The following is a 12,818-nucleotide window of genomic DNA, read 5'->3' as shown; positions in this document are numbered from 1 at the left end:
AGATCACCCCGGATCTATGTGAAGATATCGTTGATGAATAGACTCAAACGTCTTGCGAACCATTCTTTACCAACGGGATACGAAATGATCGTCAACGAATCCGGAGGCATCCCCAACCGCCTGTTTTTCCGTCTGTTCCAGACAGGAAACATCCTGCAACGCCAGGTTCAGAATGAAATGGGCATCAGCGCCGTGCAGTGGGCAGTACTGGGTGCATTATCTCGAGAAGGATTCGAAGATGGCACCTCATTCAACCAACTGAAAGAGTACCTCTACGTCAGTCGCCAAAACCTCGATGGCGTGCTCAAACGAATGGAACGAGACGGGCATGTTGTTCGGATACCGGATCCCCAGGATCGCCGAGCTCGACTCGTGGTTCTTACCGAATCTGGCCGCACTTTCTGGAATCGACTTCAGGACACTATTGCCGAATTTTACAGACAGGCCATGCAGGGGATGAGTTTTGATGACGGCGTCAGCCTGCTTCACCTTCTGAAAAAGCTTCAGCATGAACTCATCGACATATCCCTGGAATCGAACATCCCAGGGGAATGATCGTGACTAGCTAACGCCCTCTCCAAAAATCAGCAACGGCAATCAGGCCGGCTCAAACCGCTCCTGTAGCCACGCCTTGATCTCGTCAGACTCATACAGCCAACGATCACTGCCATCCTCCTGATGAATCTTCAGGCAGGGCACCTTGATTTGGCCGCCGCCGGCTTCCAGCGCCGCACGATGTTCCGGGTCATGCTGGGCGTCGCGGGTTTCAATGTTCAGACCGAGCCGTGCGATTTCCTTTCTTACCTTGATGCAGAACGGGCAGGCCTTGAACTGGTACAGGGCGAGGTTTTTGCTGGCCTCGTCGGCGCGGGCTTGCTCTTCAGCACTGCGGGTCACGCTTTCAGGCGTGCTGAGCTTTTCACTGAGCAGCATGAAGGGCGTCAGTACCAGACGCAGGGTGCGAAAAAAATAGCGAATAATAACTCTCATGAGTAAGACTCAAACTCCGGGTTTCTTGGTAAAAGTCGGCCTGAACGATGTCGGCATTCAGGATTGATTTGCGTACTTGATAGCGGTGTACGAGGATATCATTTCAACAGATGAAGTGTTCAGAGTAACGGGGGCAGACCCCTCATTGATGGAGAATCCGATGTCTGAGTCCGGCACCAAATCTCTGCGCAAACCCCTGCGATTCTGGGGTTGGGGCTATGCGGATGAGGATCTGCATCCCGAAGAACACGCCATGATCGAGACCGTTACGAAAATGTTGGTGCCGGAAGGCCTGGTGGAGATTGAGCCACCAAAGGTTGAAGACTTTGACCTCCCAGCATCCCGGTTGCTTTCTGTTCCCGAGCATCTCTCAGACATCATTTCCACTACGAACTACGACCGCCTGGTGCACAGCTACGGGAAGTCCTACGCCGACATGGCCAGGATGCTGATGCGAAAAGTGCCCAACCCGCCCGATGCCGTCGCCTTTCCCAAGACGGAAGACGATATCCAGCAACTGTTTCGCTATGCGGCCGAAGACAATATTGCACTGATCCCGTTCGGTGGCGGCACCAGTGTCTGCGGCGGCGTTGAGCCCGATGTTGGCGACACCTACCAGGCGACGATCAGTGTCGATATGGAAAACCTGAACCAGATTCTGGAGATTGATCCTATCAGTCGTCGCGCCCGGATCCAGGCAGGAATCAAAGGCCCGGATCTCGAGCGGCAACTGAAGCAACATGGTTTGACACTGCGCCATTACCCACAGAGCTTTCCGTTCGTGAGTCTGGGCGGCATGCTGGCAACCCGCGCTGGCGGCCATTTTGCGACCGTATACACGCACATCGAAGACATGGTGGAAGCAACCCGGCTGGTCACGCCAAAAGGCATCATCGAGACCCGCGCTCTGCCCGGCTCAGGCGCGGGCCCTTCGGCAGACCGCATGATCTGTGGCTCAGAAGGTACGCTGGGGATCATTACCGAAGCCACCATGCGATTACAGCATCGACCAAAGTGGCGGGCCACGGCGTCCGTCCGCTTTGATCGCTTCATGAACGGTGTCGATGCTGTCAGACAGATCGCGCAATCGGGTTTATTCCCGTCGAATTGCCGTCTACTGGATGAGGCCGAAGTGGTGATCAACCGGATCGCTGACAAACCCTGCGCCATTCTGGTTCTTGGTTTCGAATCCGCAGATCATCCGCAAGACCAGAAAATCGAGCGGGCCGTCGCCATTGCCGAAGAACATGGCGGTGTTCTGCAAAAAGATGGCATTAGCTATAACCCGGATCATGCAGAAAAAGGGTCCAGCGAAGCCGAGTCCTGGAGAAATGCCTTTATCCGAATGCCCTACTGGCGCAATCGATTAACCGCCATGGGCATGATTGCCGACACCTTCGAAACCGCGATCACCTGGGACAGGTTCCCGAGCCTTTACAAGGCAGTAAGATCAACCATGGAGTCCGCGCTTCGCGAGATCACGCAACGACCATTTTCATTCTCCTGCCGCTTTACCCATGTTTACCCGGACGGGCCTGCGCCCTATTTCACGTTTTATTGCGTGGGCGACACTACCGGCGATCTGGGCAAAGCCCTGGAAAAGTGGAAACAGCTCAAGCGCATCTCCATGGAAGTGCTGGCCGAGCAAGGCGCTACCGTCACACATCACCACGCCGTTGGCCGGGATCATCGCTTTGGCTATGAGCAGCAGACATCACCGCTGTTTCGTCAGACCCTGGCGGCGGGCAAGCACTTCCTGGATCCTCAGGGCATCCTGAATCCGGGCGCTTTGTTTGATCCGCAGGATAAAAACGTTGGCATTCGGGGTGTGTTATCCGATTCGGACGATGCTCTCAGTCCTGATGAGCACCGCTAATCCTTCCCCGCACCCAGGCGGCCCTGAAAGTCTCCGAAGCAACCCCGGCCAGGAATCCGAAAAACGGATCGGCCCAGAAGGTGACCAGTGCCGTTATCCCGATCACTGGCCAACAGGAAGGTTTGGCGACCCAGAGACGCTTAGTCAGGCCAAGCTCGACAGCCGCCACCATTAGCAGGGCACCGAGACCGGCCGCGGGAACGGCGGCGATGAACGACAGACCGCCGGGCACGAATGCGATCAGGAGCAAACCGGTGCCCAACAGAACCGGCGCCAGGCCAGTCCTGGCGCCGAAGCGGTAATGAGCCGCCACACCACCCGCGCCGTGGCACATGGGCAGCGCACCGAACGGTACCAGGAAGAGATTGGCCAGGCCTGTTGTCACCGACAGACGTGCTGGCGAGACCCGGTGTGACTGATCCCCGAAATAATCCCCAACCACCAGGGCCGTCAGAACGATGGCGTTGGTGATGGTCAGCGCCAGTTGTGGCAGCACCAGGATGGAAAAGCCTTGCTGCCATTCATCCATTGACGGCAACTGGGGCATAGAAAAGATCGCCGGATCAGCCGGCAACGGCAGCCCGGGCGAACCTAGCAGGGCCCCGAGAACCATGGCCAGAGCAAGGCCCAGCAGTGCCGCAGGCCAACTGGGGAAAAGTTTCAGGGTGATGGCCAGCAACGCAAGGATAACGAGGCCCAACGGCAGAGAAGTGGCCATCAGTTCCAGGCTCATGCTGGCCAACAACAAACCCAGCCCCAGCTGAAGGCCGCTCAGCACCGACCCCGGCACCAGGCGGGCCGCCCGGTTGATCCACCCGGTTGAACCCAGAAGCAAGAGAATGGCACCGATCAGAACGCCACTGGCGATAAGGCTCTGGGCACTGACCTGGGTGGTAAGCAGGAGCGCGGCCACCGCTTTCATGGGCTGCACGGGCACCGGCAGACGATAATACAGCCCGGTCGCGATATAGAAGACGGCAAACCCCAGCAGCACCGGTACCGGCGCCAGTCCTGCCACGCCAATGGCCCCGAGACTCAGCGGCAGCAAGGTGCCGATATCCCCCAGCGCACCACTGAGTTCGTGAATAAGATTCTTTCCGGCCGAACGCTTGTGTCCGTTCGAACCTTGCATTCCGGTCGAACCCATGCGGGCTCCTGCCAGATTGGTCTGTTTATTGTTGTGGTTCAAGCGTTATACATCACTTTACCAAGCTCACTTATATCATACCCCCCCAACGCCTCGGCGCGCTGAACAAAACGCTCGCAACGGGCGAACTCCAGCAAACGCTGCATGGCCGGCTCGAAGTAATGGCGCCTGCGCATGGCCAGGTCAAAGTGCTCCTGCTGCAGGGGAATAAATGCCAGCCCCTGGCGCCTGGCAGCCGCTTCAATACCCACGCCCACATCCGCCTCCCCCTGGCGAATGGCCAGTGCCAGATCGTCCTCACTGAGCGAGGGATGGGCGGCCCAGGTAAGCTGACTGCCATCTATACGATGGCGGGCAAGCAGCCCCTGCAGCAGATGGCTGACACCGGCATCGGGCTGGCGGTGGGCAAGGCGAAGGCCTGGTCGGGCGATATCCTCAAGCCGCGTGAGTCCGTGAGGGTTGCCGGGCGCCAGGAGGAGCCCCTGCTGGCGCTTGGCCCAGCGAATCAGCACCAGGTCCCTCATGCCAGTCAAACCCAGGGTGGCCGGATCGTTGTATCGCTCACTCTCCGCGTGCCAGATGTGCATGCCAGCGACCATCGCGCGCCCGTCCACCAGGCGCTGAACCCCATCGCCGCTACCCTGGCACAACATGGCAAGCTCGGCGTTGCTCTCCTTTACCGCCCACTCCAGCAGCGGGTCCTGGCTACCCACTAGCACCGGCAGCGTTGGAGCACTGATCGCATCGTCACCTTCAAGGTGGTTCATCAACCACAAATCAATACGCTGGCGCGGGAACAATAGCTTTCCTGTGACCCGAACGCAGGGAATAACACCCTGGCTGACGAGATCATAGACCTTGCGTTCTTTCAGGCGCAGATACTCAGCAGCCTCGGCCGTAGTGAGGTAGGCGGGAAGGGGCATCAGAATCTCCGGAGGATCAGGTAAAGCATCAGGCTGTTTTTGACTGCATATTTTTCAGCAGGCTGTGCAAAGCGTAGTTAAAAACGCCACGATGCTCAACATTAAAGGAGACGCAGCTGTGGAAGAAAATGCGTTTTACGTGGCGCTGTCGCTACTGGTGAACCTCGACGCTTCGCTGTACCAGATCGTGGTGCTTTCGCTACAGGTTTCGCTTCTGGCGGTCCTGATAGCGGCGTTTTTGGGGTTTCCCCTGGGTGCGGCAGTTGCATTGTGGCAATTCCCCGGGCGCGGCGGTGTGGTTGTTGCGCTGAATGCCTTGATGGGGTTGCCTCCGGTTGTGGCCGGGCTCGGCGTTTACCTGCTGTTATCGCGGGCCGGACCTCTGGGTGAACTGGGCCTTCTGTTCACGCCCAGCGCCATGGTGATTGCGCAGGTGATACTGGTATTGCCCATTCTCGCCGCGCTCTCGCGCCAGAAAGTGGAGGAGTTACTGGGTGAGTACCGGGAACAGTTCGTATCGCTGGGCATGTCCCGGGCGCGGATGATGCCCACCCTGTTGTGGGACGCCCGCTTTGCCTTGCTGACTGTTCTGCTCGCAGGGTTCGGCCGGGCCAGCGCAGAAGTGGGCGCTGTCATGATGGTAGGCGGCAATATTGATGGCGTGACCCGGGTCATGACCACGGCCATTGTGCTGGAGACAAGCAAGGGTGCCCTGCCCCTGGCGTTGGGCCTGGGCATTGTCCTTCTGACACTGGTCATGGTGATCAACGCCACGGCCTACATTTTGAGTGAAACGGCTAAAAGGCGCATGGGATGACTTCACTGAACGTGCCCGTTAACAACCCGATCGAACTCAGTGCACCGCCGTCGCTGCAATTCGAGAGCGTCGAGTTCAACCCTTTCGGCCACCGGCTTTTTGGCCCCTGTTCGTTCAAGCTTGACGGACCCGGCCCCACGCTGGTGATGGGCCCCAATGGCGCCGGCAAAAGCCTCATGCTGCGACTGGCGCACGGACTGCTCACACCGACGGAGGGCGCCGTGAGCTGGTCAGGCGCCAGCGCGCCCCGCCAGGCCATGGTTTTCCAGACGCCGATCCTTTTGCGCCGTTCGGCGCTGGCCAACCTCCGGCACGCACTGGCGGTCAACAATGTGCCACGCAAGTTGCGCACAGAGCTGGCTCTCGAAGCCCTGGCCCGGTTTGGCCTCTCCTCCTGCGCCGACACGCCTGCGCGGGTGCTGTCCGGCGGCGAGAAACAACGCCTGGCACTGGCACGTGCCTGGTCGCTTTCACCGGCAGTGTTGTTTCTGGATGAACCCACCTCCGCACTGGATCCTGCCGCGATTAAGGCCGTGGAACTCGCCGTACAGGAATTTCACAAGCAGGGTACACGCGTCGTAATGACCACCCACGATCTCCACCAGGCCCGGCGACTGGCCGGCGATGTCCTGTTTCTTTCGGAAGGCAAGGTACAGGAACACACACCAGCGGACATGTTTTTCCGTGCCCCGGTCTCGCGGCAGGCACAGGCCTATCTCAACGGCGAGCTCGTAGCCTGACCCACCAATAAGAAACCGCATCGGACCACCGATTTCTTGGTGAATGAATACCAAAAGGAGAAAACAAAATGAAAAAGACCCTTAACCTGGTTCTTGCAGCCGTCACTACCGTGGGCCTGGCCTTCAGCGCCCACGCCGAAGATTACATAACGCTGGCCTCGACAACCTCAACCGAGAACTCGGGCCTGTTTGATTCGATCCTGCCAAAGTTCGAGGACGCCACTGGCATCGAAGTGCGCGTTGTCGCCGTTGGTACCGGCCAGGCCTTCGAAATCGCCCGCCGTGGTGATGCCGACAGCCTTCTGGTGCACGACACCGCCGGCGAAAAACGTTTTGTGGAGAACGGCTACGCCACAGAGCGGGCCGACGTGATGTACAACGACTTTGTATTAATTGGCCCTGCCGATGATCCGGCCAACATCAGCGCAGCGAAAACCGCCGCTGAAGCGCTGTCTGCCATTGCCGAAGCAGAGGCACCGTTTGCCTCTCGTGGTGACGACAGTGGCACCAACCGTGCAGAACTTCGCCTGTGGGAAAGTGCCGGTGTTGAACCGGGCGGCAGCTGGTATCGCGAACTGGGCAGCGGCATGGGCCCGACCCTGAACACTGCCGCCGCCATGGATGCCTATGTGATGTCAGACCGCGCAACCTGGGTCGCGTTTGAAAACCGCCAGAACCTGAAGCTGCTCTTCGAAGGTGACAAAGTGCTGTTCAACCAGTACGGCAGCCTGCTGCTTTCTGAAGAGAAGCACCCGCACCTCAAGCATGAGATGGCCGCGAAATGGCACAACTGGCTAATCTCCGAAGAAGGTCAGCAAGCGATTGCCGACTTCAAGGTGGATGGACAGCAACTGTTTTTCCCGAACGCCAAGTAATTCAGCAGGGCCAAGGGTCACTGGCCTCACCCTGTCTAACCCTGTATTACCTGAACCCCGGCGCTGCCGGGGTTTTTTATTGGTGTAAGGCAGCTGTTTTTCCCCAATGCCAAATAGGCTAATCTCTGGCAATCTCCGTAGATATTCCATTCCGCGGCATTCACGAAACGGCTACAACAAAAATGACGATTGATCCCATACTTCCCGATCCCAAAGATCCCCGACTGTCCCGGCCGGTGGAGGGTGTTGACGAAAACGGCGAGGCCAAATCGATCAGCGTGATCGAGGAACGCCCCCTGACGATCTACCTGAACAGTCAGGAAATCGTCACCGCCATGACCATTGGCGATCACCCGGAGTATCTGGCCCTTGGCTTCCTGTTGAACCAGGGCATGCTGAAAGAGAGCGATCAGGTCACCGGGATCGATTTCGACGAGGAACTTGAGGTCGCGGTGGTGCGCACGGCGGGCGTTACCGATGTTGAGGACAAGCTGGAGAAGAAAACCCGTACCTCCGGCTGCGCCGTGGGCACGGTCTTCGGCGACATGATGGCGGGCCTCGAAGGGCTGTCGCTACCGGACACCCCGGTACACACCAGCAGCTTTTACGATCTCTCCTATCAGATCAACCACACGCCCAGCCTGTACATGGAAACCGGCGCCATTCATGGCACCGCGCTTTGCCAGGGCCAGACAATCCTGGCCTACATGGAGGACGTTGGACGGCACAACGCGGTCGATAAAATTGCCGGCTGGATGCACCTGAACAACATTTCTGCGGCCGACAAGGTCCTCTACACCACCGGACGACTGACCTCGGAAATGGTGATCAAGACATCGCTGATGGGCATTCCCACGCTGATCAGCCGCTCGGGTTTCACCGCCTGGGGCGTTGATATCGCCCGGCAGGTCGGACTGACTCTGATCGGACGGATGCGAGGCAAGAAATTCACCTGCCTGAGCGGCCAGCATCGTCTGGTGTTCGATCAGGACTTGTCGCAGGTACCCGATGAAGACAAGAAGCTGCGTCGCAAAGGCGCTCAGAATGATTAATGGAGGCACTGCATGACTGATTGTGCAGTCATCCTGGCGGGCGGCCAGGCAAACCGCATGGGCGGCGGCGACAAAGGCCGGCTCATGCTCGGCGACCAGTCACTGATCCAGCGGGTAATTGAGCGGATCACGCCTCAGGTCGACGCCGTGGTGTTGAATGCCAACGGCGATTCAAGCCGGTTTGACGACCTGGGGTTGCCGGTAGTGGCCGATTCCATCGAGGGTTTTCCGGGGCCGCTGGCAGGCGTGCTCGCGGGCATGGACTGGGCCGCCGAACAGGGCCATGACTGGCTGATCAGCGTTGCGGCCGATACTCCGTCCTTTCCCAGGGATCTGGCTGTCAGGCTGGCTGAACATGACACCCCGGTGGTGCTGGCGGCCACGCCGGACCCCGAACGGGGCCGGCTGCCCCAGCCGACCTTCGGCCGCTGGCAGGTCGCTTTGCGGCATGATCTGCGAGCCGCCCTGAACGATGGCGTGCGCAAGATCCGCCAGTGGACACAGGCCCAGGGCGAAACCCTGGTAGTGTTCGACGAGGGCGACTTTTTCAACATCAATACGCCGGACGATCTGGCCTGGGCGGAGCAGCACCTGAAGTGAACGTAATAGGCATCGTAGGTTGGAAAAACTCCGGAAAGACCACACTGGCCGCGGCTCTGATTCGGGAGCTCTCCAGCAGAGGGCTAACGGTCAACTCGATCAAGCATGCCCACCACATGGTGGATGTGGATCAGCCCGGAACAGACAGCTACAAGCACCGGTACGCCGGTGCCCGTGAGGTCATACTGGCCGGTGGTCAGCGCTTCGCGATCATGCACGAACTCCGGGGGGCAACAGAGCCAACGCTGGACGAATTACTGTCCCGGCTGGGCCCCTGCGACTGGGTGGTGGTGGAGGGTTTCAAGACCCACTCCCACGCCAAGATCGAGGTGCACCGGCGGGAGGGTTCGCGGTCACCGCTGTTCACCGAGGATCCGAGCATTGTTGCCGTGGCGTCGGACTACGCTGCCGAGTTCTCGGGACCCGTGTTCGACATCAACGATATCCCCGCCATCGCTGATTTTATTCTCAACCGTCAGCCAGCCTGAACAGCCCAACCAGGAGCCGAAGATCCATGAAACCGCTTCGCAACGACTGCTTTGCCCTACCCCCCGGCGTCAACTGGACCCCGGTTGAAGAGGCCCTTGAGCGTTTGCGTTCACGGTTACATCCTGTGGTGGAGATTGAGCGCGCCGTTCCCCTCTCCCAGGTAAACGGCCGCATCCTGGCAAACGATGTCCATGCGCCCCGGGCTCATCCCCCAAGCAACAATTCCGCCGTCGACGGCTATGCCCTGGCCGGACCGGTGACGGACGTGCCCTGCACCCTACCCCTGGTCGAAGGTCGCAGTGCCGCCGGTGAGCCATACACAGGCCAGGTGCCCGAAGGCCACGCAATCCGGATTCTGACCGGAGCGGTCATTCCAGCCGGCACAGATACCGTGGTTCTGGAAGAAGACTGCGATGTCGCGGATGGCCATCTGCACCTGAACGGCACGCTAAAAGCAGGCGCCAATGCCCGCAAAGCCGGAGAAGACATAAAGGCAAAGGACAAGATCCTCACAACCGGAACCCGCCTGAGCCCGACCCAGATTTCGGTACTAGCCAGCGTGGGCGTGGAATCCGTCGACATCTATCAACGACTGCGAGTTGGTGTGCTGTCCACTGGTGATGAAGTGAAACCGGTCGGGGCAACTGTTACCGACTGGCAGATTTACGACGCCAACCGCCCTATGCTCAGCGCCCTGGTTTCGCAACTGGGCTACGAGCTCGTGGATCTAGGCCATGCGCTGGACCGGGCCGAAGAGGTGAAAGCAGCGCTTGAGCGCGGCGCGGAACACTGCGACCTGATCCTGACCAGCGGTGGCGTGTCTGCCGGCGACGAAGACCACGTGTCAAAAACACTGAAAGCCCATGGCGACATCAGCAACTGGCGCATCGCCATTAAACCCGGCCGGCCTCTGGCGCTCGCCATGTTCCAGGGCACGCCGGTCGTTGGGCTGCCGGGTAATCCGGTGGCCGCCTGGGTCTGTGCCCTGCGGTTTGGTGCTCCGGCCATGGCGTTGTTGGCAGGCGCGGAATGGTTTGAGCCACAGGCCTATGTGATGCCGGCCAATTTTTCCAAGAACAAAAAACCCGGGCGCAGCGAGATGCTGCGGGCACGGGTTCGGGATGGGCAGGTTGAGGTGTTCGGTTCGGAAGGCTCCGGCCGGGTGACCGGCCTGGCCTGGTCCGACGGACTGGTGGAACTGGATGAAAGCGCCCAGCAGATAGAGCCGGGCACCCCCGTGCGGTTTATTCCCTACGGCAGCTTCGGGCTGTAATCAGTCAACGCTGCCGTGCACCGCAAAGGCCTCCAGTGAAGCATCCTGCGGCCCCCGGGAACGGTAGGTTTCCTCGACACCCAGCTCGGTCAGCGTGCGGCTGACCATCAGCAAGGTGTTGTCCTCGAAGTCTTCACACATGTTGCGCATCTGATCGATTTCTGCACAGGCCACCGGATAGGCAGCATCAATACTCGGCGCGCCATAATGGTCAACAAATGTCTGGGCGAGGGTTCGTCGCACCTGCTCCAGTTCCGGCTCGGTGATATTGCATACACCCACGAAACTGGCGCGGCCGCCAGACTCAATGCTGTACCAGCCATTAGTGAACGCCTGGCGGGCTTTCCCTTTCAGGTCTGCTTCGGTCCAGTTGGAAAACTCGAAGCCACCGGAGATCGCCCATTCGCCGCTGGGCGCAGGCTTTTCAAATACGTTCTCGTCCGATATATCCAATTGCAGGGTTCGGGCCAGCTTCATACGTGCTCCGCGAATTCAATCAAGCTCAATGTCTCGGTCATCACATCCTGACGCAACAGCATCCGGCCTTTCTCATCCAGGCCAACAAAAAGTCCGGGCCGGGGCCGTTCGATTGTCTTGCCCAACGTGTCACAGCGGGGCCGCCATTCGTTGTGCACCCGCTCGAAGCCACTGTCCATAAAGTAGGTCAGCCACAACAGCGTGTGTTTGGACCAGCTTTCCAACAGGGCCATGGGCGTGATTTCAACGCAGCCTTCTTCGTACAGACAGGTTTCGTTCGGATTTTCTCCCGGCTCGTCGGTCATCGGGATAAAGGGCACCTCAACGCCAATGACCAACCAGTTAGGATGCGCTTTCGGATCAGACACGTCCGCAGCAAACCGGACGATTCCGCAGACAGCTCCGTTGACCTTGATGCGGTCGGGCCATACAAAGTGTACGGGGACTTCGGGCGGGGCCAGAGCACCCAGACTCTCGGCCAGACCTATCTGGGCGACATAGACCGCCTGAATGGCCTCTTCCAGGGGTGTTTCCGGCGCCAGCACCAGGGCCGCACGCAGGCTGTCGCCTTGCTCGGAGTAGAACACCGTGCCGGAGTCAACGCCCGCAATGGCCCGGCTCACGGCCTTGTCAAAAGGGTCGGTGTGCCTGGGTACCACCTCCCCGGTCAGTAACGGTGGGAACTGGGGTGTATCGATCATTGGATGGCCCGGGCGTAGACGTCAGAGGCAACAATTTCATCGGCGATGCGCTGGAACGCTTGCGCCTGGGGACTATCCGGCTTGGATACCACAATCGGCACTCCGCCATCCGATCCCACCCGGATATCGAGATCCAGCGGAATCTCTCCCAGGAACGGCGAACCGAGTTTCTCGGCTTCCGCCCGCGCGCCACCGTGTCCGAACGGATGGTGCTCTTTGCCGCAGCCATCGCAGATAAACGAGGCCATGTTTTCAATCAACCCGAACAGCGGCACATCCATCCGCTTGAACATATCAATACCCTTGCGGGCATCCATCAGGGCGATGTCCTGGGGCGTCGAGACGATAACCGCTCCTGCAACAAAGAACTTCTGGCTCAGGGTCATCTGGACATCGCCCGTGCCCGGCGGCAGATCCACCAGCAGCACATCCAGCCGTCCCCATTCCACCTGGTTCATCATCTGTTGCAGGGCGCCCATCAGCATCGGCCCGCGCCAGACGATGGCTTCGTCTTCCGGGGCCATCAGGCCCAGGGACATCAGCGTTACGCCGTGGTTTCTCAGCGGCAGGATGGTGCTTCCATCCGGGCTGGACGGCCGACCGGAAACCCCCAGCATGCGGGGCTGGCTCGGGCCGTAGACGTCGGCGTCCAGCAGGCCGACCTTGAGACCTTTCGAGGCCAGGGCAACCGCCAGGTTGGACGACACGGTGGATTTGCCAACGCCACCCTTGCCCGAGGCGATGGCGATGATCCGATCAACGCCCCTGGGGTTTTTGTCCTGAGGCCGGGGAGCGTCGGTTCCGATCAGGTTCGGTTTTTTTCCTACTTCGGTGTACTCAACCATGATGTGTCCTGTT

15 protein-coding genes are annotated in these 12,818 nt (G+C 59.4%); 9 read left to right on the top strand and 6 right to left on the bottom strand.

Going from position 1 to position 12,818, the window contains the following annotated elements:
• Positions 1-84 precede the first annotated feature (84 nt).
• Positions 85-555 carry a MarR family winged helix-turn-helix transcriptional regulator gene (locus AC13DD_RS08635; RefSeq protein WP_008177322.1) on the top strand — a complete coding sequence of 157 codons (471 nt, stop codon included), beginning with the start codon at positions 85-87 and terminating at the stop codon, positions 553-555.
• A gap of 42 nt (positions 556-597) precedes the next feature.
• Here the strand turns inward: AC13DD_RS08635 and AC13DD_RS08630 are convergent, their stop codons facing one another.
• A complete protein-coding gene (locus AC13DD_RS08630) occupies positions 598-990 on the bottom strand; it encodes a glutaredoxin family protein (protein ID WP_053113887.1) in 393 nt (130 codons plus the stop codon).
• Between the two features lie 160 nt (positions 991-1,150).
• Between AC13DD_RS08630 and AC13DD_RS08625 the strand changes: the two genes are divergently transcribed.
• The gene (locus AC13DD_RS08625; RefSeq protein ID WP_273018000.1) at positions 1,151-2,866 is read left to right on the top strand and encodes an FAD-binding oxidoreductase; all 1,716 of its coding nucleotides are present in this window, start codon (positions 1,151-1,153) and stop codon (positions 2,864-2,866) included.
• On the opposite strand, the gene AC13DD_RS08620 is transcribed toward AC13DD_RS08625, so the two are convergent.
• Positions 2,844-4,013, bottom strand: coding sequence for a putative sulfate/molybdate transporter (locus tag AC13DD_RS08620; RefSeq protein ID WP_008177310.1), 1,170 nt, complete (start codon positions 4,011-4,013; stop codon positions 2,844-2,846). The two genes, AC13DD_RS08625 and AC13DD_RS08620, sit on opposite strands and share 23 nt — an antisense overlap.
• Before the next feature lie 38 nt (positions 4,014-4,051).
• The gene (locus AC13DD_RS08615; RefSeq protein ID WP_008177309.1) at positions 4,052-4,936 is read right to left on the bottom strand and encodes a helix-turn-helix transcriptional regulator; all 885 of its coding nucleotides are present in this window, start codon (positions 4,934-4,936) and stop codon (positions 4,052-4,054) included.
• 118 nt (positions 4,937-5,054) lie between these two features.
• Here AC13DD_RS08615 and AC13DD_RS08610 point away from each other — a divergent pair, with 118 nt between their 5' ends.
• The 7 genes from AC13DD_RS08610 (at position 5,055) to AC13DD_RS08580 (ending at position 10,782) form a co-directional block, all read left to right on the top strand.
• Positions 5,055-5,753 (top strand): ABC transporter permease, encoded by a 699-nt coding sequence (locus tag AC13DD_RS08610; RefSeq protein WP_008177308.1) that lies wholly within the window; start codon positions 5,055-5,057, stop codon positions 5,751-5,753.
• Positions 5,750-6,493 (top strand): ATP-binding cassette domain-containing protein, encoded by a 744-nt coding sequence (locus AC13DD_RS08605; RefSeq protein WP_008177307.1) that lies wholly within the window; start codon positions 5,750-5,752, stop codon positions 6,491-6,493. Before AC13DD_RS08610 ends, AC13DD_RS08605 begins: the two co-directional genes overlap by 4 nt.
• 68 nt (positions 6,494-6,561) lie before the next feature.
• Positions 6,562-7,368, top strand: a complete 807-nt coding sequence (locus AC13DD_RS08600; protein WP_008177306.1) for an ABC transporter substrate-binding protein — start codon at positions 6,562-6,564, stop codon at positions 7,366-7,368.
• A 182-nt stretch (positions 7,369-7,550) separates the two neighbouring features.
• Positions 7,551-8,420 carry a formate dehydrogenase accessory sulfurtransferase FdhD gene (locus AC13DD_RS08595; protein WP_008177305.1) on the top strand — a complete coding sequence of 290 codons (870 nt, stop codon included), beginning with the start codon at positions 7,551-7,553 and terminating at the stop codon, positions 8,418-8,420.
• Positions 8,421-8,432: 12 nt separating this feature from the next.
• Complete coding sequence (gene mobA / locus AC13DD_RS08590) at positions 8,433-9,020, top strand: molybdenum cofactor guanylyltransferase MobA (protein ID WP_008177304.1); 588 nt, start codon at positions 8,433-8,435, stop codon at positions 9,018-9,020.
• Positions 9,017-9,508 carry a molybdopterin-guanine dinucleotide biosynthesis protein B gene (gene mobB, locus AC13DD_RS08585; RefSeq protein ID WP_405418094.1) on the top strand — a complete coding sequence of 164 codons (492 nt, stop codon included), beginning with the start codon at positions 9,017-9,019 and terminating at the stop codon, positions 9,506-9,508. The genes mobA and mobB overlap by 4 nt, the downstream gene beginning before the upstream one ends.
• Before the next feature lie 26 nt (positions 9,509-9,534).
• Positions 9,535-10,782, top strand: a complete 1,248-nt coding sequence (locus tag AC13DD_RS08580) for a molybdopterin-binding protein (RefSeq protein ID WP_053113871.1) — start codon at positions 9,535-9,537, stop codon at positions 10,780-10,782.
• On the opposite strand, the gene AC13DD_RS08575 is transcribed toward AC13DD_RS08580, so the two are convergent.
• From AC13DD_RS08575 to AC13DD_RS08565, 3 genes are read right to left on the bottom strand one after another with little or no spacing between them, the layout of a single operon-like run.
• Complete coding sequence (locus tag AC13DD_RS08575; protein ID WP_008177294.1) at positions 10,783-11,259, bottom strand: DUF6505 family protein; 477 nt, start codon at positions 11,257-11,259, stop codon at positions 10,783-10,785.
• The gene (locus tag AC13DD_RS08570) at positions 11,256-11,960 is read right to left on the bottom strand and encodes a biotin/lipoate--protein ligase family protein (protein WP_482902066.1); all 705 of its coding nucleotides are present in this window, start codon (positions 11,958-11,960) and stop codon (positions 11,256-11,258) included. Before AC13DD_RS08570 ends, AC13DD_RS08575 begins: the two co-directional genes overlap by 4 nt.
• Positions 11,957-12,805: an Mrp/NBP35 family ATP-binding protein gene (locus tag AC13DD_RS08565; RefSeq protein WP_008177290.1), complete on the bottom strand. Its 849-nt coding sequence runs from the start codon at positions 12,803-12,805 to the stop codon at positions 11,957-11,959. Before AC13DD_RS08565 ends, AC13DD_RS08570 begins: the two co-directional genes overlap by 4 nt.
• Positions 12,806-12,818: the final 13 nt, after the last annotated feature.

The organism is Marinobacter sp. L-13, assembly GCF_056857715.1.
Note: the sequence above shows the minus strand (reverse complement) of the source record. Positions and strands in the feature narration are given on the sequence as shown.